Origin of the sequence: Streptomyces sp. NPDC059256, assembly GCF_042753785.1 — a bacterium.
Lineage (GTDB): Bacteria > Actinomycetota > Actinomycetes > Streptomycetales > Streptomycetaceae > Streptomyces.
Window position 1 is genome coordinate 704,275 of the sequence record NZ_JBHYZO010000002.1, and the last position, 20,652, is coordinate 724,926.

The window sequence follows — 20,652 nt, forward strand, 5'->3', positions numbered from 1 at the left end:
CGCACCCGTACACGCTGCGGGAGATGTGACACGGCCCGCGCCCTCGGAACGATCACGGGGTGCGGGCCGCGGCTTATGATGCGGTTGGGGACCGGGGCTCCCACACCAACAGGAAGGGGCGCGGACCGCTACCCGGACGTCTAGGAGACAGCGATGTCACATGACGCTGCCCCGCATCTGGATTTCGCGGGCACCACTCCGTACGAGGACTACGTCCAGGCGGATGTCCTCACCCATCTACAGCACACCCTCTCCGACGACCCGGGAGAGATGGTCTTCCTGGTCACCACGCAGGTGATGGAGTTGTGGTTCACCGTCATCGTGCACGAGTGGGAGACCGCTTCCCGCGCCCTCAGCGAGGACCGGGTGCCGGCCGCCATAGACGCGCTCAAGCGCTCCGTGCGCGAACTGGAGGCGCTGAACTCCTCCTGGAAGCCGTTGGGCCAGCTGACCCCCGCCCAGTTCAACTCCTACCGCGACGCCCTCGGCGAGGGCTCGGGCTTCCAGTCGGCCATGTACCGGCGAATGGAGTTCCTCCTCGGTGACAAGTCGGCGTCGATGCTGGTGCCCCACCGGGGTGCGCCGCGCGTCCACGCCGAGTTGGAGAAGGCCCTCCAGCAGCCCAGCCTGTACGACGAGGTGCTCCGGTTGCTCGCGCGCCGCGGCTTCGCCGTACCGAGCGCGGTCCTGGAGCGGGATCCGGCCCTCAAGCACGAGCCCTCCACCGAGGTGGAAGCGGTGTGGGCGGACATCTACGCCGACCCGGACGGCCATGCCGAGGCGGTACGCCTCGGTGAGGCGCTGACCGACGTGGGCGAACTGGTGTGGCGTTGGCGCAACGACCATCTGGTGGCCACCCGCAGGGCGATGGGTTCGAAGACGGGCACCGGCGGCTCGGCCGGGGTCGCCTGGCTGGAGAAGCGGGCCCGCAAGAACGTCTTCCCCGAGCTGTGGACGGCGCGCAGCCATGTCTGAGGCCCTGGAGAAGAAGGCCGCCGCGCTGGACGCGGCCGATGAACTGCGGTCGCGGCGCGCGCTGTTCCAACTCGGCGATCGTGACGAGGACATCTATCTGGACGGCAACTCACTGGGCGCACTGCCCGTGCACGTGCCCGCTCGGGTCGCCGATGTCGTCCAACGCCAATGGGGTGAACTGCGCATCCGCTCCTGGACGGAGAGCGGCTGGTGGGACGCGCCGCAGCGGGTGGGCGACCGGATCGCCCCGCTGGTCGGCGCGGGGCCGGGCCGGGTGGTCGTGGGCGACTCCACCAGTGTGAATGTGTTCAAGGCGGTGGTGGCGGGCGCCCGGTTGAACCCGGGGCGCACCGAGATCGTCGTCGACGCCACCACCTTTCCCACCGACGGTTATCTCGCCGCCTCCGCGGCCCGGCTGACCGGATGCAGGATCGTCGCCGTCGATCCCGGTGAACTGGCGTCCGCGCTGGGTCCGGCGACGGCGGTGGTGCTGCTCAACCACGTCGACTTCCGCACCGGCCGCCTGCACGACCTGCCGTCGCTGACCGCCGCGATCCAGGGCGTCGGCGCGCTCGCCGTGTGGGACCTCTGTCACAGTGCGGGAGCCCTGCCGGTGGGCCTGGACGCCCACGGGGTGGACCTCGCCGTCGGCTGCACCTACAAGTACCTGAACGGAGGCCCCGGTTCACCGGCGTACCTCTATGTCGCCGAGCGCCACCAGCGGGCCTTCGACAGCCCGCTGCCCGGGTGGCACTCCCATGTGGACCCCTTTGCGATGGCACCCGAACACACCCCCGCGGAGGGGGTGGCCCGGGGCCGGGTCGGTACGCCCGCGATCCTCTCGCTGCTGGCACTGGAAGCGGCGCTTGAGGTGTGGGACGGGGTCTCGATCGATTCCGTACGGGCGAAGAGCCTGGCCCTGACCGACTTCTTCCTGGAGTGCGCCGAATCCCATGTGGAGGGCGGTGTCAGCGGCCCGGACTCGCCGGTCTCCCTGTTGACCCCGCTGGCGCACTCCGAGCGCGGCAGCCAGTTGGCGTTGCGGTGTGCGAAGGCCCCGGTGGTGATGGAACGGCTCATCGAACGCGGTGTGGTCGGGGACCTGCGGCGACCGGACGTGCTGCGGTTCGGTTTCACTCCGCTGTACACCGGCTTCGCGGACGTCGAACGAGCCGCGTCCACACTCGCCCGGGTGTTGGCTGAGGTCGCCGAGGATCCCACTGCTTGATCCGCCTGGCCAACCTGACCAGCGGGGACTGATAGCGTCCCCGCTGGTCAGCACATTTCCGCGGTGACCCGGTCGGGTCCGCGGTCAATTCCGAGACAGCTTCGGAAGGTTGGAAGCACATGCCGGACCCCGTCGCCCGTGACACCGCCGAGACCGAGTCGGCCTTCTCGCATCCCGCCGTGGCCCCGGACGTGTCCATCGCGTACGGCGAACACCCCGACCAGGTGGTCGATTTCTACGCTCCCCACGGCGGACAGCACAGTGTGCCGCTGGTCGTCGTGCTGCACGGCGGTGCGTGGCGGGCCCGCTACGACCGGCAGTACCTGACCCCGTTCGCCGACTTCCTGGCCCGTCGTGGACTCGCGGTCGCCAATGTGGAGTACCGGCGCGGGCGGAGCCTGCCGCAGCAGGGCGGGCAGGGCCCGGTCGCGGGCCGGTGGCCGGAGACCTTCGACGACATCGCCGCGGTACTGGACGCCCTGCCCGAACTGGTCCGCACCGCACTGCCGCAGGCCGATGTCCGGCGCACGGTGCTCACAGGCCACTCCGCGGGAGGCCAATTGGCGCTCTGGGCCGCTGCCCGGCATGTGTTGCCCATCGGCTCCCCCTGGCGACTGCCCGCCCCACCACCGCTGCGCGGGGTGGTGGCACTGGCACCGATCGTCGACTTCGCCCGGGCCGTGGAGCTCGATGTGTGCGGCGGAGCCGTGGCGGAACTCCTCGGCGACAGCGAAGAGTTCACCGCACGCGCGGCCCAGAGCGACCCTGCCGTGCTCCTGCCCACGGGGATCGCCACCGCCGTGGTGCAGGGACGGGACGACCTCACCGTCCCCCACGAGCTCGCCGAGTCCTTCGTCGATGCGGCGGCCAAGGCGGGGGAGACGGTGGGACTGACGTTGCTGGAGGAGATCGGGCACTTCCCGCTGATCGACCCCGCGGCGGACGCCTGTGCGGTGGTCGCCGAGGAGATCGCCCAACTGGCCTTTTAACGCGTGACCCGGCTTAACCCGTGACCCGGCCCTGGATCGCACTCAACGTGTCGGGGAATCGAGGACGGAAGCTGACCGCAAGCCTTCCTACCTTCTCCCCATGACCTACCTAGTGACCGGGGCGACCGGAACCGTCGGCTCTCAGATCGTGCAGCAGCTGTTGAACCGCGGCCACTCCGTCCGCGCCCTGACCCGCAACCCCGAAACCGCCGCGTTCCCCGCCGGAGTCGATGTCGTCCAAGGAGACCTCACCGACCCCGCGTCCCTCGCCCCTGCCCTGACGGGAATCACGGGTCTGCATCTGATCACCTTCGGCGGACCCTACTTCGCGGACCTGGAGACCGGTCCGCAGATCCTGGAGCTCGCCCGCGCCGCCGGGGTGCGCCGCATCACCGTCCTCCACGGCGGCGGACCCACACCGCTGGAGACCGCCGTGCGCGAGAGCGACTTCGTGTGGACCGTGGTCATGCCGGTGGAGTTCATGTCCAACGCACTGTCCTGGGCCGACTCCATCCGCAAGGACGACGAGGTCCGCGAGCCGTTCGTGAACCGCCTCAGCGCCATGGTCCACGAGTCCGACATCGGCGCGGTCGCCGCCGTCGCCCTCAGCGAGGACGGCCACGCCGGTGAGGAGTACGTCGTCACCGGCCCGCAGGCGCTCACCGTCGAGGACAAGACACGGGCGCTCGCCGCCGCCCGCGGAAAGCCGATCCGTCTCGTCGAACTGACCGAGGACGAGGCGCTGGCCCAGTGGCGGGCGGCCGGACAGCCGGATGAGGTGATCGATTTCCTGCTCATGGTCTACCGCGACACCCCAGCCGTCGGACGCACCGTCGTGGACACCGTGGAGAGGGTCACCGGGCACCCGCCGCGGAGCTTCGACGAGTGGGCCAAGGAACATCGGGACGACTTCCGTGGCTGAGCTGTCGTCCGTAGGGAACCCCAGGTAGTCCTTGGGGCGGACGCGACGGGATCCATAGTGATGGTGACGACCGCGTCCGCCCTTCCCCTTACCGTTCTTTAGGTGACCGAGAAGACCAGACCCCCCGAATACCGCCTGGCCATGGGGGCCCTGGGCGGCCTCCGCAAGGAGCTCGTCCTCAACGCCTTCGCCTACCGACCCCTGCCACCACTGAGCCCCGAAGGCCCACTGCTCCGCCGGCTGCCGGCGCGAATACGGCGCCTGGCCGTGTGGGCGCCCCATGGCGCCGTGGCCATGCTCTGCTTCTTCACCCTGTTCGCCTGGGGGGCCGCACGGGTCACCGGCTTCAGCTCCACACTGAGCGTGGCGGTGCCCATCCTCGCGCTGGCGATGACGCTGGTACGGCCCGTCGGCGGGTTCTGGATCTCCATCGCGGCCGTTCCCCTGGTCAATGCGACGGGCGGGTACGACGGGGGATCGTGGCCCTGGCCGCCCACCCTCTTCTTCGGCCATCTCTGCGTACTGACCATCGTCACCCTGCGCACCCGCCCCCGCTGCGCCGTGTGGATGTGGCTGATCACCGCGGTGGCCGGGTACTTCACCGAGTCCCTGTTGGACCGTTGGGCCCCGACCAACACCTCCCAGCTGCTCTTCGCCGCCGCAGTGCTGATGCTGTTGGCGACCACCTACCTCGTCCGCAAGGACGCCAAGGAAGAAGTCGCAGCGCAGCAGACCGTCACCGCCGTCGAACGCGATCGGCGCACCCTCCTTGAGGAGCGCACCACCATCGCCCGTGAACTCCACGACGTCGTCGCCCACCACATGTCGGTGGTCGCGATCCAGGCGGAAGCCGCCCCCTACCGGGTCGAGAACCCGCCGCCCGAACTGGAGCAGGCATTCGCCACCATCCGGGAGAACGCGGTCGCCGCCCTGACCGAGCTGCGCCGCATCCTCGGTGTGGTCCGCGCGGAGGACTACGAGGCCCCGGACGCGCCCCAGCCGGTGCTCGCCGACCTCGGTCAGCTGCTCGGCAATGTGAGCGAGGCCGGTCTGCGCACGGACAAGACCATCACCGGAGCCGTGCGCGAGCTGCCCCCGGGCGTCGAACTCTCGGCGTTCCGGATCATTCAGGAGGCGCTGAGCAACGCACTGCGCCACGCGCCCGGATCGACGGCGAAGGTCGAGGTGTCCTACGTGCTCGGCGGCCTCGGACTGCGGATCGTGAACACCGCGCCGCAGGGCCTGGTGAAGCCGTCACCGGGAGCGGGGCACGGCATCACCGGGATGCGGGAGCGTGTGACCATGCTCCAGGGCGAGATGACGGCCGAGCCCACCGAGGACGGGGGCTACGAGGTGACCGCCTTCATCCCCGTGCCCGCGACCGCCACCGAGGAGACCGTATGACCGCCCCGAAGATTCGCGTACTGATCGTCGACGACCAGATGATGGTGCGCGAGGGCTTCTCCGTCCTGCTCAATGCGATGCCGGACATCGAAGTCGTCGGTGAGGCCGTCAACGGGCGGGAAGCGGTCGCGAAGGTCGCCGAGCTGGTTCCGGACGTGGTGCTGATGGACATCCGGATGCCCGAGCTCAACGGCATCGAGGCCACCCGCGAGATCGTCGCCGGCGGCGAGAAGTCGAAGGTGTTGGTGCTCACCACCTTCGACCTCGACGAGTACGTCTACCAGGCCCTGCGCGCGGGGGCGTCGGGCTTCCTCCTCAAGGACGCGTCCGCCCGGCAGCTCGCGGACGGGGTCCGGGTGGTCGCGGCGGGGGAGGCGCTCCTCGCGCCGACCGTGACCCGGCGACTGATCACGGAGTTCTCCAAGCTCGGCGCCACACCCAAGGCGCCCGCGCTCTCACAGGTGGGGGACCTCACCGAGCGGGAGACCGAGGTGTTGGTGCTGATAGCCCAGGGGTTGTCCAACGCCGAGATCGCCTCGCACCTGGTGGTCGCCGAGTCGACCATCAAGACGCATGTGAGCCGCATCCTGGTGAAGCTCGGACTCCGGGACCGCACCCAGGCCGCCGTGTTCGCCTACGAGGCACGGCTCGTCACCCCCGGATAGTCACAGCCGGGTAGCCACACCCGGACGGTCCCGCCGGACGCGTCGACATCGGGCACGGCCGGCAACGCCCGGACGGGCCGGGCCCGAAGGGGCGACCACAGCGCCGGCCACTGCCCACCGACCGGCTCCGCTCGCAAAGGGGCTGGTCACAAACGGGCTGGTCACAAACGGGTTGAGCCTCCTTGCGCACACTGGCCCCCATGGGGTCCACGGGGTTAACGTCCCGCTATGAGCGCACTTTTCGAACCTTGGTCACCCTCCTTCGTTGCCGATCCGTACCCCGCGTACGAGGAGCTGCGGGCGCAGGGGCGCGTGCACTGGTTCGAACCCACGCGGCAGTGGCTCGTACCGCACTACGAGGACGTCTCCGCACTGCTGCGCGATCGGCGCCTGGGGCGGACGTATCTGCACCGCTTCACCCATGAGGAGTTCGGCCGCACCGCGCCGCCCGTCGAACACGAGCCGTTCCACACGCTCAACGACAACGGCATCCTCGATCTGGAGGCACCGGACCACACCCGCATCCGGCGACTGATCACCAAGGCGTTCACCCCGCGGACCGTGGCCCGACTGGAGCCGACCGTGCAACGCCTGGCAGCCGAGTTGGTCACGGACTTCGTCCGGGACGGCGGCGGCGATCTGCTGGCCCGGGTCGCAGAACCGCTGCCGGTGGCGGTGATCGCGGAGATGCTGGGCGTTCCCGACGCCGATCGGGCACTGCTGCGCCCCTGGTCGGCCGATATCTGCGGCATGTTCGAGCTCAGCCCGTCGGCGGAGACCGCGGAGCGTGCGGTGAGGGCATCGGTGGAGTTCTCCGCCTATCTGCGGGAGCTGATCGCCGAGCGCCGCAAGGAGCCGGGCGACGATCTGATCTCCGCGCTGATCGCCGCCCACGAGGAGGGCGACCGGCTCAGCGAACAGGAGATGATCTCCACCTGTGTGCTGCTGCTCAACGCCGGGCACGAAGCCACCGTCAACACCACGGCGAACGGCTGGTGGACCCTGCTGCGGCACCCCGAGCAGCTGGCCCGGCTCCGGGCCGACCACTCCTTGGTGCCCAGCGCCATCGAGGAGCTGATGCGGTACGACACCCCGCTCCAGATGTTCGAGCGCTGGGTGCTGGACGACATCGAGATCGACGGCACGGTCCTTCCCCGCGGCTCCGAACTGGCGCTGCTGTTCGGCTCGGCCAACCGGGACCCGCAGCGCTTCCCGGACGCGGATCGGCTCGACCTCGCCCGTACCGACAACGCGCACATCACCTTCGGTGCCGGCATCCACTTCTGTCTCGGCGCACCGCTGGCCAGGATCGAGCTGGCGGCGTCCTTCGGGGAGCTGCTGCGGCAGGCCCCCACGATGAAGCTGGCGGCCGAACCCCGGTGGAAGCCGGGGTATGTCATCCGCGGTGTGTACGAGCTGCCGGTGGAGCTCTGAGGGGCGTTGCGTACGGGTGGGTCTGCGCGGGGGGTGGGTCTACACGGCGGTGGGTCTGTACGGGGGGTGGGTCTGTACGAGTGGGTCTGTACGAGTGGGTCTGTACGGAGGCGTCGTCGCCGGCGTCGAGGAGTGCGCCGGCGATCGGGTGAATCCGGGGTCCCATGAGGTCATGTCCGAAGGTCCCTTCTGCACAGTGCGACCAGTCCTGCGCAGCCGGAAGCGGCGGCCAGCGCCGTGAGCACCAGCAGTGGGGGCCATTGCACGGAACCTCCCGGGAGCTTCGGCAGCTGACCGAAGGGGGACAGCTCCAGTACCCAGCCGGGCAGGTCGAGTGCCGGTCCGATCCATCCGATGGCGAGACAGACGCCGGCCACGACCCAGGCCGCTACGGAGGCCCGGGGGACCACCCCGTACAGCAGTACCGCGATGCCTCCGAGCAGCCAGACGGCGGGCAGTTGGGCCAGTGCCGCCGCGACGATGGCCCCGTGCCGTTCGCCGTGTCCGAGGGCCAGACCGAGTCCCGCCGCACCGAGGAGCACGACCGAGCCGCCGAAGGCGGTGGCCAGATGGCCGGCGGCCCAGGTCGGCCGGTCCACCGCGGTCGCGAGGACGGGCTCGGCCCGCTGGGCGGACTCCTCGCCGTGCAGCCGCAGCACGGAGGCGACCACGAACAGCCCGGCGACCATGCCGCAGAGCCCCACCATGGCGGCGAGGAACGCATCCGTCAGCCCGGTCCGGCCCCCCATCCGCTCGAAGACGGCCCTGGCCTGCTCGTTCTGGCCGACCAGTTCGGTCGCCCCGTCCGCCAGTGATCCGAAGGCGAGCCCGGCGACGAGGAATCCGAGGGTCCAGCCCATCAGGGCGCCACGCTGGAGTCGCCAGGCCAGCGCGGCGGGGCCGGTGAGCCGGCCGTGTGCGGGCCCGGGCCGGGTGGGCAGGAAGCTCATGCCCACATCGCGCCGGCCGGCCAGTGCGTACGCCAGGGTGGCCTGCGCGGCGACGGCGAGGGCGAGTAGGAGCAGCACCCACCAGCGCTCGGTACCGAAGGGACGTACCTGTTCAGCCCAGCCCAGCGGGGAGAGCCAGACCAGCGCGGAGGGCTCGGTGGTGGCATCGCCGGCGGCCCGCAGGGCGTAGGCGCCACCGAGGACGGCGGCGGTCAGGCCCCGGGCGAGCCGGGCGCTCTCGGTGAGCTGGGCCATCAGTGCCGCCGTCGTGGCGAAGAGCATCCCGGTCCCGCTGATGGCGAGCCCCAGTGCGAGCGCCCCGGCCGTCGATCCGCCCGGGCCGGCCAGGCCCGCGGTCACCAACAGGGCGATGCCGGCATTGCCGACCGCGGCGGTGAGCAGGGCGGCGGTCAGTGGGGCGCGGCGCCCCACGACGGCGGAGGACAGCATCTCCTGACGGCCGCTCTCCTCCTCCTCGCGGGTGTGCCGGACGACGATGAGCAGGCTCATCACCGCGGCCATCAGCGCCGCGAAGCCTCCGAAGCGCCAGCTGACCAGACCGCCGACGGAGTCGCTGAAGACCGGCCCGTACAGCGCGCGCAGCGAACCGTTGGTGGTCATCGACCGCAGGAGCTCAGCGCGGGCGGCGGGGGTGTCGTAGAAGGACTCGATGGTGCCCGCGCCGCTGACGACCAGGGCGGAGAGGACCAGTACCCAGATCGGGAGCATGACGCGGTCCTGGCGCAGGGCGAGCCGCAGCAGGGGTCCCGTACCGGCGAAGGGGCTGTTGCCTGGGCGCCGGGTGTGGAGCGGGGAGGTGTCCGCCGTGGTGGTCATCGGGGTGCCGTCCGGCCGGTGCGCTCATCGGCGTAGTGGCGTAGGAACAGCTCTTCCAGGGTGGGCGGGCTGCTGGTCAGCGACCGTACGCCGGCGTCGGTGAGGGAGCGCAGAACGGTGTCGAGCTGGTCGGTTTCGACCTGGAGCGTGACGTGGTGGCCCCGGACATCGAGGTCGTGGACGCCGCTGAGCCGGTGCAGTCCGCTGGGTGCGGAGGCCAACTCTGCCGCGATGCTGGTGCGGGTGAGATGGCGCAGTGTGCTGAGCGAACCGGTCTCCACCCGCTCGCCCTGCCGGATGATGCTGACCCGGTCGCAGAGGGTCTCCACCTCGCTGAGGATGTGCGACGAGAGCAGGACGGTCCGTCCGCGGTCGCGTTCCTCGCTCACGCAGTGCTGGAAGACCTCCTCCACCAGTGGGTCGAGTCCGGAGGTGGGTTCGTCGAGGATCAGCAGATCCACATCGGAGGCGAAGGCGGCGATCAGGGCGACCTTCTGGCGGTTCCCCTTGGAGTAGGTCCGCCCCTTCTTCGTGGGGTCGAGTTCGAACCGCTCGATCAGTGCGGCCCGCCGGTCGGGGTCGAGACCGCCGCGCAGCCGGCCGAAGAGGTCGATGACCTCGCCTCCCGAGAGGTTGCGCCACAACGTGACGTCACCGGGGACGTACGCGATGCGTCGGTGGAGTGCGACGGCGTCCTGCCAGGGGTCGCCGCCGAGGACGCGGACGGTCCCGGAGTCGGCGCGCAGCAGACCCAGCAGGACGCGGATGGTCGTGGATTTCCCCGAGCCGTTGGGCCCGAGGAAGCCATGGACCTCGCCGGTCTCCACGGAGAGGTCGAGGCCGTCCAGGGCGGGGGTGCGCCCGAATGATTTGCGGAGCCCTAAGACGCTGATCGCCTGAGTCATGTTCCGAAAGTACGCTCGCTTCACAAAATTGTGAAGATTGGGAAGCGTATAAAGTTGCGTCGGGTGCCCTGGGCAGGGGAGAGGATCGGACCATGACCGAAGAGCAGTCCCCACGGGCGAACTCCCAGCGCGACGAGAAGGCGGTGTCCGACTTCGTCGAGCGGTTCGCCGCCCAGCTGACGGACGCGGGAATGGCCCGGATGCCCGCCCGGGTCTTCGCGGCGATCCTGTCCTCGGACGCCGGCACCATGTCGGCTGCCGAACTGGGTGAACAGCTCAAGATCAGCCCGGCCGCGGTCTCGGGAGCGGTGCGCTACCTCTCCCACGTCACGATGGTCTCCCGCGAGCGCGAGCCCGGATCACGACGCGAGCGGTACCGGGTCCACAGCGACCAGTGGTACGAGGCCCTCGGCAACCGGGACCAGATCGTCAAGCGCTGGGAGGACACCATGCGCGAGGGAGTGGCGAGCCTGGGGCCCGACACCCCCGCCGGGCTGCGGCTGGCCGAGACGCAGGACTTCTTCCACTTCCTGGGCCAGGAGCTGCCGCTGCTGTTGGACCGCTGGCGGGAGCACCGGGAACGGACCTACGGGGGATCCGCCGCGCCCTGACCGCCGCGCCCTGACCGACGCGCACGGACAGACCGGGAGGCCCGAGGCTCGCACGAACGGGCTCGCAGCGCTCGCACGAACCGGCTCGCAGGGCTCGCACGGGCGAGCTCGCATGGCTCGTAGGAACCGGCTCGCATGAACCGGCTCGTACGAACGGGCTCTCGCACCCGGAGAGATTCAGCCCTCCGCGCCGGACGGCAGTGTCAGCCCCCAGGCCCCCGCCTGGAGCGTCCACGTCCTGGTGCGCACCGGGCCCGTGACCATGATGTCCGCCCGATAGCGGAAGTCCGGGCCCGAAACCGTGACCGTCAGCGCCTTCGCGGTCAATGGCTCGGCCGAAGGGCCTGGACGCACCGACTGGACCGGCTGCACCACCACTTCGGCCCGGCCACCCACCGCCCGTACGGTCACCGACTCCACCTCCCGGTCCAGATCGGCCAGCACCACCCCGTCCACCTCCACCCGCAACCGATGCGGACGGACCGCCGAAGGCGCTGGCACCGGTCGCACCAGGCCACGGACCAACGAACGGCAGCTGTGCCACAGGGAGCCCGCACCGGCAGCATGTTTCGATCCGGCCACGGGGATGGTGAGATCCCCCACTACGACCCCGTCACTCTCGTCCACCAGCAGGTCCAACCGCCGCACGGAACCGTCCAGCACCGTGCGCGCCGCCGCGACCGCTCCCTGGGGGACGCCCAGTGCGTGCGCCAGCGCCACCGCGGGCCCGGGACCCACCGGCACCAGGGACAGAGCGCCGTTTCCCAGCCATCGATCCCGGTACAAGAGGGCCACTGCACGCAACAGTGCGCGGTCGTCCCCCACCACGACGGGTCTCCTCGCGCCCCTACGGGCGAGGGCCCGGGCAAAGTCCTCGGGCCCCTCCGGAAGGCAGATTTTCGCCTCCGAGCCTCCGAGCAGAACATCTTTCGCGATCCGCACGGACTCGCCGTCACTTCGGCGGGCGACCGGGTCGATGACCACCAGCAGCTGGTCGTGAGCCGACACCTCGGTCCTTCCTCGGGTAGCATCTTTGTGCAAGAGCCCCTTGCGCTATTGCGCCAGGGGCTTCGTCTATTCCGGGGCAACCGGTCCGCGGACTCAGGCACGGCTCACGCCCCCTGACCCTGGACATGCCCCGCCCGGAAGGGGTGTACGCCTGTGCCCGCACTTGTGCTGCTCGGTGCTCAGTGGGGTGATGAGGGCAAGGGAAAGGCCACCGACCTGCTCGGTGGATCAGTGGACTACGTGGTGCGCTACCAGGGTGGCAACAACGCCGGCCATACGGTCGTCGTCGGCGACCAGAAGTACGCGCTGCATCTCCTCCCTTCCGGCATCCTCTCACCGGGGTGCACCCCGGTCATCGGCAACGGTGTCGTGGTCGACCCGGCCGTCCTGCTCTCCGAGCTGAGCGGGCTCAACGACCGTGGCGTCGACACGTCCAAGTTGTTGATCAGTGGTAACGCTCACCTCATCACTCCGTACAACGTCACCCTCGACAAGGTGACGGAACGGTTCCTCGGTACCCGGAAGATCGGCACCACCGGTCGGGGCATCGGCCCCACCTACGCCGACAAGATCAACCGTGTGGGCATCCGCGTCCAGGACCTCTACGACGAGTCCATCCTGGTGCAGAAGGTGGACGCCGCGCTGGAGTCCAAGAACCAGCTCCTCGCCAAGGTCTTCAACCGACGCGCCATCGAGTCGGGACGCATCGTGGAGGAGATGCTCCAGTACGCGGAGCAGCTGCGGCCGTACGTCGCCGACACCACGCTGATCCTCAACGACGCGATCGACAACGGTAAGGTCGTCCTCTTCGAGGGCGGCCAGGGCACACTGCTCGACGTCGACCACGGCACCTATCCGTTCGTCACCTCGTCCAACCCGACCGCGGGCGGCGCCTGCACCGGCGCGGGCGTGGGGCCGACGAAGATCAGCCGTGTCATCGGCATCCTCAAGGCGTACACGACCCGCGTCGGAGCCGGACCCTTCCCGACCGAGCTGTTCGACGAGGACGGCGAGGCGCTGCGCCGCATCGGCGGCGAGCGGGGCGTCACCACTGGCCGTGATCGCCGCTGCGGCTGGTTCGACGCGGTGATCGCGCGCTATGCGACCCGGGTGAACGGTCTGACGGACTTCTTCCTCACCAAGCTGGACGTCCTCACCGGCTGGGAGCAGATCCCGGTCTGCGTGGCGTACGAGATCGACGGCAAGAGGGTCGAGGAGCTGCCGTACTCGCAGACGGACTTCCACCACGCGAAGCCCATCTACGAGATGCTGCCCGGCTGGTCCGAAGACATCACCAAGGCCAAGACCTTCGCCGATCTGCCGAAGAACGCGCAGGACTACGTGAAGGCGCTGGAGCAGATGTCCGGAGCTCCCATCTCAGCGATCGGTGTGGGCCCCGGCCGCACCGAGACGATCGAGATCAACTCCTTCCTGTAGGAAGGCGTTCACAGGGCTCCCGAGCGGCGCTTCGCGTGAGCGGTACGGGTGCAGGGCGTGGCGCCGAACGCCCTGCACCGGCCGGCACCGGAGTGGGGGAACCCTGCCGTGCGATGTGATGAACGATGCCCGGGCGGACCGACCCCGCCCGGGCATCGTGCTCCTTCCGGCCGGCTTTCGCCGCCCGTGGTGTCAGGCTCGGGGCTCGATCGCAAGACCGCCGACCGTCTGCCCCTCGTCCCGCCGGCCGGGTATCGGGGCCGACCTCGATCACCGCCGTTTCGGGCGCTAGCCTGCGGCTGTGCCTCTCATTGACGATCGTGAGTTCCCTGCCGCCCTCGCAGCCGTGGCCGAGGTCGAATTCGAGTACAACGACGGTGACGGCGTCGATCTGTATCCCTTCGACGAGTTTGTCTCCGCAGAAGAGACCACCGACTGGTTGCAAGCCTGGACCGGCAACCATGAACTGGACGGCGCTGCCTTCCGGGTGTTCGGCAAGGACGGTACCGGCGGGCAGGTGGCGCTCTGGCTGGTGCGGCCGGACGCAGCGCTCATCGAACAGCCGGTGGTGTTCCTCGGTTCGGAAGGGGAGACGGGGGTGATCGCCCGCTGCCTCAGCGACTATCTGTGGTTGCTGGCCGACGGGTTCGGTCCCTTCGAGGTGGTCGAGTACCCGACCCGTGACCCGCACCCGCAAGAGGGGCTGACCGCGATAGCGGAGCGCCATGCACAGGGCCCGCGCCGTTCGGCGCACGAGGTGATCGCCGCCGCTGCGGAGGAGTTCCCCCACTTCCAGAAGACCATCGACGACCTCTGCCGTTGACGCGACGACCTCTGCCGTCGAAACCGGCTGACCCGTGGGGCTGCTGCACCTGACGGGTCCGTCGGCGGGCCTTTCGACCGTGACCCGCGTGAGTACGGTCCCGGAGCATTCCGGGGCCCCTCAGGCTCATTGCCCCGACATCGGCTGCTCAGCGGACGGGGACTTGAAGCTTGGACTTGAAGCTTGGACTAGGACCTGGGCTTGGACTTGGACCTGGACTTGGACTGGAAACGGGCCCGGGCGGCTGGACCGGGCCCGTGGGAATCCGACGCTCAACAGCCGTTGCGCAGCACGCTCCAGGTGATGGGCCCCACGATCCCGTCCACACCGATGCCGCACGCGGCCTGGATGTCCCTCACCGCGGCTTCGGTACGGGGGCCGAAGTTGCCGTCGACACCGGTGGGCCCGACGTCGAAGCCCCAGTACTGGAGCAGACACTGCGCCTCTCTGACCGCGTTGCCGGTACTGCCACGGCGCACGGTGGGCGGGGTCACGGCACCGTGGTAGCCGCAGTAGACGGCGGGAACGGGGGAGGAGGGCGCCACGGACGCTTGGGGCTTGGTAACGGCGGATGCCGGGCTGGCGGCCAACGTGGTGAACGCGCTCACCACGAGCGACACGACGGCCAGGGCCATTCCGACTCTGCGCAGGCTCATCAGGTCTCTCCAATCGCTCCGGACGGTTCAGTCACCTCCCAGGTCGCCATGAGAGGGCTGAACACGCCAAGCGAAACCCCCTGAAACCGCCCTGACGGGGGAGTCGGGAGCAGGGGCGTGCGCACCACTGCCGACCGTGCCCCGCAAGCGGCGGTCAGGGCGCAGACGTTCCGTTCGACGCCGGAGGGCTGGCGCCTGGCTCGATGCTCGCACGCACGTAGATACGGGTGGAGCCGGGTGTGAACTCATGGGCGTAGATGTCCAGACAGTGGTGGACATTGCGCCCCTCGGGAGTGGCGACGTCCCCCTCGCAGAGCCCGCCCAGCCGCATTCCCGTAACGATGGTCTCCGGCTCCGGCAGTCCCAACCGGGCGAAGGGAGCCATCGGCTCGTAGTCCTTGCCCTTGGGGTTGAAATTCTTGATCAATGTGGTTCCCGGTGGGTTCAACGCCGCCAAATAGGCGTCAGCTGCCTTGCTCGGCAAGGTGAACGCAAGAAGCGAGGTGTCCACGCGATCGCTCTTGTAGGCGGCACGCCGATCCGATGCCGTCTGCGGAACGGTCACACCGAGCAGTTCGATCGTCCAGGCCGGAGTGGCTCCGGCCAGCCAACAGCAATCCTTCTCCTTCTGCACCTGCTCGGACATCACACGGTCGCCGAGGTACTGGGCGAGGAGTGCGCCCCCACCGACGACCACCACCAAGGTGGCTGCGATGACGGTCAGCCGGGTGGCGAGGGGGAGTTTCCGGCGTTCGCCGGCGTTCGGATGAGTCATCGGCTCGGGTCCGTCCGTCCGCCGTCGCGACCGGGGTCGGGCGGCTGTGGAAGCGGGTCGGTATTGGGTGCTGATCCGCCCAGATCGTAGTGCTTGACGGAGCTGCTCCCGGCCATGTCGAACTCCTTGGCGTGCCCGACGACGTGCTGTCGACCCATCTCACCGTCCGGGATGGACACGGGGCCGATCTCCACTCCCTTGCCGGCATCCCAGTTGTACCGATCCCAGGCATTGGCCTGGTAGTCGAGGCCGACTTTGGGTTGGCCGTTGGCATCCGGTACGACGGTGATCACCCCAGTGATGTTGGACCGGGTGGAGCCGACTGCGTAGAACCAATTTGGCTCCGTGTTCTTGGGGAACGTGTAGTCCTCATTGTCGGTCTCTATGGGTATCGCTACCGGCCGTCCGCCGTTCTTGTGGAACTCTTCCAGGGCCTGCTCGCGCCACCCTTCCTGATGGCGTCGAATCTGGTTGTCGATATGGCCCCTGAAGTTCTCGTCATCCGCGAGCATCCTGTCCACGGGTAGTTTCAGCGGGTCTCCGCTCCGGCCGAGGTAGTGCTCCATGTGCTTTCCTGCGTCATTGCTGCCGGCCCACTCGGAGCCTGTGATGAGGAGGTGCATCTTCTCCCTGGTGAGCCACTCGTCCGCGCCGGGGCTCTCGGAGTCGAATCTCCCCGACCCTCGATCCGGCGCCGCTTTCTTGACGCTTGGGTTCAACAGACCGCCTGCGAGCAGGTCATCCCGGTGGTTCAGCCACAACTGGGCCCGCCCCTCCGGGCTCAGTGACTGCCACAGCCTCCGCATTTCTGCCCGCTGCTTGTCGTTCGCCTCGTCTCCGAGTGCCGCAAGCTTCATCGCTCGTGGAAGTTGGTCCTGATCGAGCGATGTGTACGTCGCGTGTCCGGCGTTGTGAGGGTCGCCCCCGTGAGTGGCCTTGAGGGCGCGGGTTGCTGCGGCATCGACCTCTGCCGCATGGGTGACCAGACTGGTGAGGGTGTCGGCGTACCACTGGATCAGATCCTCAGTCCGCTGCGACGGGCCCTTCACATCGCAGATCGTCGATACGACCCGCACAGCGCCGTTGCCCGCGTCCGAGACGATGAGGCCGGGGTCCGGTTCGGCCCGCGTCGGATTGCCGGCCGCGGCTTGCCGTACCAGTGACTTCACCCGGTTCTGGATGCGGGTGAGTTCCGAGTGGGCATCGTCCAGTACGTTGTGGACGCTCTGGGCCTGCGCATGGAGATCCGCGAACTCCTTGACCGCGTTGCGGACGAACTCCCGGGTGACCGAGGCATTGACTCCCTGCCATCGGGCGGCCTCGGACTTCTTGAGCATTCCTCCGCTTGCGTCGGCCTTGAGTTTGGCGAGTGCGCCGACCATCGTTTTCCAGTCCGCCACGGCTGTTTCCAGCTTGCCGAGATCTAAGGAAATAAGGTCGGAGTATCCGAATGTGCTCATCTCAACTCCTCGCTACTTGATGAGTCGAGAGATGTCGGATGCCGCGACGGCTGTTCCATCACGGCGACGCAGACTCGCCGCGATTTCGGCTTCCTCGTTGCTGTGTGACTTCTTGGTGTAGTCCAAGTGGTTGGATATATGGGCGCACATCTGGAGGAGGGTCTTCACCTGGGTGTCCCACAGGGAGAGGGTATTGGAGAGTTCACCACCCATGGCCAGGTTGTGGTTCGAGCATTCCTGCGCTGCCCGGGCGGTCGATCCGGATTCGCTCTTTCCGCTGCCGGCGCCAGCGATGTCCGAGCCCTTGCGCAGTTGATCGTGGAGGCGGAACGCCTCGCTGCCAACCGCCCCGAGATCGTCTTGGGTCACTTCGAGATCCGGCTCCGCGCTGCCCGAGCCCCCACCCGGGTCAGGTGCGACTTGATTCAACTGCATTGCTGTCGACTGTCGGTCTTTGGTGGCGGCGATCGCTTCAGCCCACTCGCTATTGAACGTCATGCCTGCTCCCCGTTCGCGTGCTCAATGCGAAATACTCATGTTAGTAAGGGAGTTGGCGACGGGCGAGCTAGTTCGTCCGGTTGTACGTCAGCGGTGAGCCCCCCGATCCCACCAGTTCGCGCACCAGGGTGCCGGAGTCGGTCAGTTCGAGTCGGCTCCACTGGCCGGGGGAGCAGGAACCGCGGTCGCCCTCGTCCAGTCGGGTCGGTCCCAACTCCATTGGGGAGCCGGCCTTCTGGAGGGTTGCGGACCAGCGGCAGTCGTAGGTCGGGCCCGTGCCGGTCAGCACCATCGTTCGGGCGCCCGTCTCGCCCTGGCTGATCACCATCACCCGGGTGTGGGTGCCGTCCTCCGCGCTGAAGGTGGTGGTCCAGGTGCCGAGGAAGCCCTCCGGTACGGCCCCCGTCGGGCGGGGTGATCGAGTGGGGGAGGGGTTGCCGGCCTGGGAGGGGCCGGCTGCGGAATTGCTCGGTCGGGCGTCCGGTTCCGTATGGTCGGGGCCCCTCAGGGCGTAGTACACCCAACTCGCCGATGCCACCGCGATCACCACGGCCACCACACCCAGGGCGATGGCGCGCACATGCGAGGTCGAGGAGCTCGGGGCCGGTGGCGGAGTGTAGGGCGGGGGCGACACAGGCCCGGGGGCGTGCGGCGTGTGCGCGGCGGCCGGTGCGGGGGGCAGACCGCCTGCGACGCCGGACCTCGCTCCCGCACCCCAGGGCGGAGTGGGGCTCTGCCCGGGTGCCGGGGGAAACGCGGGGTTCGGCCCCTGGACGAACGGCTGGACGGAGGGCTGGACGGAGGGCTGGACGGACGGCGTTCGGTGTCCTGGGGCCTGTGCGGGGCCGAAGCCGGGCAGTGGTGCCCGGCCCGGTGCCGCGGCAGAACCCGCGGGCCGGTGTCCTGGATTGCCGGCGTCGGGCGCCAGTTGTGCTGCGTTGGTGGTGCCTTCCGGAGGCTGTTCCACCTCCAGCAGGCTCACCGCGTGGCGTCCCAGTCGGGCGACCAGCGCCGCGGGCAGCCATGGTTCGCCGTCGTCCTCGACGGGAACGCGCTCCAGGATCTCCGCGAGTTCCGGTCGCTCGGACGGGCTCTTGTGCAGGCATGCCCGCACCAGGTCGGCGAGGCCGTCCGGCACGTCCGTCAGTTCCGGTTCCTCCTGCGCGATGCGGTACATCACCGCGTGCTGACCACTGTCCGGCGAACCGAAGGGCAGCCGGCCCGTTGCCGCGTACGCCAGTACCGAGCCGAAGCAGAAGATGTCGGACGCCGCGGTGACACGGGTGGCGCGCACCTGCTCGGGGGCCATGAAGCCGGGGGAGCCGATGACCGAGCCGGTACGGGTCAGACCGCCGTCGGTGGTGGTCTCCAGGGCGCGGGCGATACCGAAGTCGATGACCCGCGGTCCGTCGAGCGTGATGAGGATGTTGGAGGGTTTGAGGTCGCGGTGGATCAGGCCCGCGGTGTGGATGTCGGTGAGCGCATGGGCCAGCCCGGCGGCCAGGATGCGGACCGACCGCTCCGGTAGCGGCCCTTCGGCGATGACCGAGTGGAGCGAGGGACCGGCGACGTACCCGGTGGCGACCCAGGGCACGGCCGCCTCGGTGTCCGCGTCGAGTACGGGGGCGGTCCAGTTGCCCCCGACACGACGGGCCGCCTGGACCTCCTGCCGGAAGCGGTTGCGGAACTCGTCCTGTTCGGCGAGTTCCCGGCGCACGAGTTTGACCGCGACCGTGCGTCCCCGGTCGCTGCGGGCGAGGTACACCTGTCCCATCCCGCCCGCGCCGAGGCGGGCCAGCAGGCGGTACGCACCGATACTCCGTGGGTCCCCGGGCGTGAGTGGTTCCATCGCCGCAAGTCCTCCCCCAATCGCGACATCTGCGGACGGGCTGAGGATAGTGCGCTTGTCACCCTTTCCGGATCGTCTCCATCGCCTGGGACAGTTCCTCCAGTACCCGAGCGGTCTCCGCGAACTGTGCCGTGCCCAGTACCTCCGCCAGCCGCGCCGCGAGTGCCGCATGTCCGGGGCCGAGCCGGTCGACGGCTGCCCGTCCCTCGTCCGTCGGTCGCAGCAGCTTGGCCCGTCGGTGGGCCGGATTGGTCTCGTACGCGGCGAGTCCCCGCTCCACCAGCAGATCGGCGATCCGTTGCACGCTCTGTCGGGTGATCCCCATGTCGCGGGCGATCCCGGCGACGGGCAGCGGCTCGGGAAGGACGGCTCCGAGCACCTGCCACCAGGCCGCGGTGAGCCCCGCGGGGGCGGCGAGTTCCTCGGACGCGGCCAGGAACTGGCCGTTCAGCCGGAAGATCCCCAGCGCCGTGCGGCTCAGTAGGTCCTGCTCGGCACGGCTCATGACGTGCCCACCCCGGCGGAACCCTCGTCCTCCCCTTCGAGGACGGCGTACGCGGAGGCGTCGGAGTCGTGGAACAGCCGGTACCAGGCGTCCAGCTTCTTCCCCTCGTACACACCGAGCCGGGCGAAGACCTCCCGGGCGAAGGCGATCGGTTCGGTCGGGCCGGCGGTGATCAGGTCGCCGTCGGTGACGGCGTCGGCCTCCTGGTAGCGCTCGCCGCCCCCGTACCCGGATGCGGCGAGGTAGTACGACACCGCGCTGGTGTGGTCGCGGTCGTCGAGCAGCCCTTCGCGGGCCAGGCCCAGGGTCGCCCCGCAGATCGCGGCGACCGGGACGCCCGATGCGAGGAACTCACGCGCCTTGGCGGCGAAGGGTGCGAGGTCATGACCGGTGTCCCACCCGGTGGAGCCGGTGAGCAGGAGCAGGGCGCTGTCGGCGACGGCCGCGCCGGTCAGTTCGTCGAGGGCCAGATCAGGCTGGATGCGGATGCCGCCCATGGTGGTGACGGGGTCGGTGGTGAGGCCGACCGTGCGGACGGTGAAGCCGTGCTGGGTGAGCTGGGAGGTGGCGTAGCCGGGCTCCCAGTCGGCGAAGTCGTCGTAGACGGCGAGATGGATGGTCGTGCGGGTCATGGCGTCCTCCTCGGTGGGCCGACAGGCCCGGTAGCTATGACAGAAGACTGTCATATTGGCAGTATGCTGTCAATGTTGATCGGGCCACC

The 20,652-nt window shown here is 69.2% G+C and carries 20 protein-coding genes; 10 read left to right on the plus strand and 10 right to left on the minus strand.

Annotated elements, in window-relative coordinates:
• Positions 1-153: 153 nt before the first annotated feature.
• From ACFXJL_RS07555 to ACFXJL_RS07585, 7 genes are all read left to right on the plus strand, one after another.
• Complete coding sequence (locus ACFXJL_RS07555) at positions 154-975, plus strand: tryptophan 2,3-dioxygenase family protein (RefSeq protein WP_358876697.1); 822 nt, start codon at positions 154-156, stop codon at positions 973-975.
• On the plus strand, positions 968-2,203 hold the full coding sequence (gene kynU / locus ACFXJL_RS07560) for a kynureninase (RefSeq protein WP_384635964.1): 1,236 nt from the start codon (positions 968-970) through the stop codon (positions 2,201-2,203). The genes ACFXJL_RS07555 and kynU overlap by 8 nt, the downstream gene beginning before the upstream one ends.
• 119 nt (positions 2,204-2,322) lie before the next feature.
• Positions 2,323-3,192, plus strand: a complete 870-nt coding sequence (locus ACFXJL_RS07565; RefSeq protein WP_384690147.1) for an alpha/beta hydrolase family protein — start codon at positions 2,323-2,325, stop codon at positions 3,190-3,192.
• Between the two features lie 100 nt (positions 3,193-3,292).
• On the plus strand, positions 3,293-4,114 hold the full coding sequence (locus ACFXJL_RS07570) for an NAD(P)H-binding protein (protein WP_384690149.1): 822 nt from the start codon (positions 3,293-3,295) through the stop codon (positions 4,112-4,114).
• Positions 4,115-4,216: 102 nt separating this feature from the next.
• Positions 4,217-5,518, plus strand: coding sequence for a histidine kinase (locus ACFXJL_RS07575; protein ID WP_358876693.1), 1,302 nt, complete (start codon positions 4,217-4,219; stop codon positions 5,516-5,518).
• Entirely contained in the window at positions 5,515-6,183 is a 669-nt protein-coding gene (locus ACFXJL_RS07580; RefSeq protein WP_358876692.1) for a response regulator transcription factor, read from the plus strand. Before ACFXJL_RS07575 ends, ACFXJL_RS07580 begins: the two co-directional genes overlap by 4 nt.
• Before the next feature lie 228 nt (positions 6,184-6,411).
• Positions 6,412-7,617, plus strand: a complete 1,206-nt coding sequence (locus tag ACFXJL_RS07585) for a cytochrome P450 (protein ID WP_384635972.1) — start codon at positions 6,412-6,414, stop codon at positions 7,615-7,617.
• A gap of 170 nt (positions 7,618-7,787) precedes the next feature.
• Here ACFXJL_RS07585 and ACFXJL_RS07590 read toward each other — a convergent pair whose 3' ends face one another.
• Both ACFXJL_RS07590 and ACFXJL_RS07595 read right to left on the minus strand, forming a co-directional pair.
• Positions 7,788-9,404: an ABC transporter permease gene (locus tag ACFXJL_RS07590; RefSeq protein ID WP_384690154.1), complete on the minus strand. Its 1,617-nt coding sequence runs from the start codon at positions 9,402-9,404 to the stop codon at positions 7,788-7,790.
• Positions 9,401-10,309, minus strand: a complete 909-nt coding sequence (locus ACFXJL_RS07595) for an ATP-binding cassette domain-containing protein (RefSeq protein WP_384690157.1) — start codon at positions 10,307-10,309, stop codon at positions 9,401-9,403. Before ACFXJL_RS07595 ends, ACFXJL_RS07590 begins: the two co-directional genes overlap by 4 nt.
• Before the next feature lie 92 nt (positions 10,310-10,401).
• Here ACFXJL_RS07595 and ACFXJL_RS07600 point away from each other — a divergent pair, with 92 nt between their 5' ends.
• Positions 10,402-10,920, plus strand: a complete 519-nt coding sequence (locus ACFXJL_RS07600; protein ID WP_358876688.1) for a MarR family transcriptional regulator — start codon at positions 10,402-10,404, stop codon at positions 10,918-10,920.
• Positions 10,921-11,097: 177 nt separating this feature from the next.
• Here ACFXJL_RS07600 and ACFXJL_RS07605 read toward each other — a convergent pair whose 3' ends face one another.
• The gene (locus ACFXJL_RS07605; RefSeq protein WP_358876687.1) at positions 11,098-11,928 is read right to left on the minus strand and encodes a diacylglycerol kinase; all 831 of its coding nucleotides are present in this window, start codon (positions 11,926-11,928) and stop codon (positions 11,098-11,100) included.
• 153 nt (positions 11,929-12,081) lie between these two features.
• Here ACFXJL_RS07605 and ACFXJL_RS07610 point away from each other — a divergent pair, with 153 nt between their 5' ends.
• A complete protein-coding gene (locus ACFXJL_RS07610; protein ID WP_358876686.1) occupies positions 12,082-13,365 on the plus strand; it encodes an adenylosuccinate synthase in 1,284 nt (427 codons plus the stop codon).
• Between the two features lie 301 nt (positions 13,366-13,666).
• Positions 13,667-14,188 carry an SMI1/KNR4 family protein gene (locus ACFXJL_RS07615; RefSeq protein WP_358876685.1) on the plus strand — a complete coding sequence of 174 codons (522 nt, stop codon included), beginning with the start codon at positions 13,667-13,669 and terminating at the stop codon, positions 14,186-14,188.
• A 272-nt stretch (positions 14,189-14,460) separates the two neighbouring features.
• On the opposite strand, the gene ACFXJL_RS07620 is transcribed toward ACFXJL_RS07615, so the two are convergent.
• From ACFXJL_RS07620 to ACFXJL_RS07650, 7 genes are all read right to left on the minus strand, one after another.
• Positions 14,461-14,844, minus strand: coding sequence for a peptidoglycan-binding protein (locus tag ACFXJL_RS07620; RefSeq protein ID WP_384690163.1), 384 nt, complete (start codon positions 14,842-14,844; stop codon positions 14,461-14,463).
• A 154-nt stretch (positions 14,845-14,998) separates the two neighbouring features.
• Positions 14,999-15,619 (minus strand): hypothetical protein, encoded by a 621-nt coding sequence (locus tag ACFXJL_RS07625; protein ID WP_384690165.1) that lies wholly within the window; start codon positions 15,617-15,619, stop codon positions 14,999-15,001.
• Positions 15,616-17,079 carry a hypothetical protein gene (locus ACFXJL_RS07630; RefSeq protein WP_384690167.1) on the minus strand — a complete coding sequence of 488 codons (1,464 nt, stop codon included), beginning with the start codon at positions 17,077-17,079 and terminating at the stop codon, positions 15,616-15,618. The genes ACFXJL_RS07625 and ACFXJL_RS07630 overlap by 4 nt, the downstream gene beginning before the upstream one ends.
• Before the next feature lie 12 nt (positions 17,080-17,091).
• On the minus strand, positions 17,092-17,577 hold the full coding sequence (locus ACFXJL_RS07635; RefSeq protein ID WP_358876681.1) for a hypothetical protein: 486 nt from the start codon (positions 17,575-17,577) through the stop codon (positions 17,092-17,094).
• Positions 17,578-17,644: 67 nt separating this feature from the next.
• Complete coding sequence (locus tag ACFXJL_RS07640; protein WP_384690170.1) at positions 17,645-19,426, minus strand: protein kinase; 1,782 nt, start codon at positions 19,424-19,426, stop codon at positions 17,645-17,647.
• A gap of 58 nt (positions 19,427-19,484) precedes the next feature.
• The gene (locus tag ACFXJL_RS07645) at positions 19,485-19,931 is read right to left on the minus strand and encodes a MarR family winged helix-turn-helix transcriptional regulator (RefSeq protein WP_384690173.1); all 447 of its coding nucleotides are present in this window, start codon (positions 19,929-19,931) and stop codon (positions 19,485-19,487) included.
• On the minus strand, positions 19,928-20,563 hold the full coding sequence (locus tag ACFXJL_RS07650; RefSeq protein WP_384690176.1) for a type 1 glutamine amidotransferase family protein: 636 nt from the start codon (positions 20,561-20,563) through the stop codon (positions 19,928-19,930). Before ACFXJL_RS07650 ends, ACFXJL_RS07645 begins: the two co-directional genes overlap by 4 nt.
• Between the last annotated feature and the right edge of the window lie 89 nt (positions 20,564-20,652).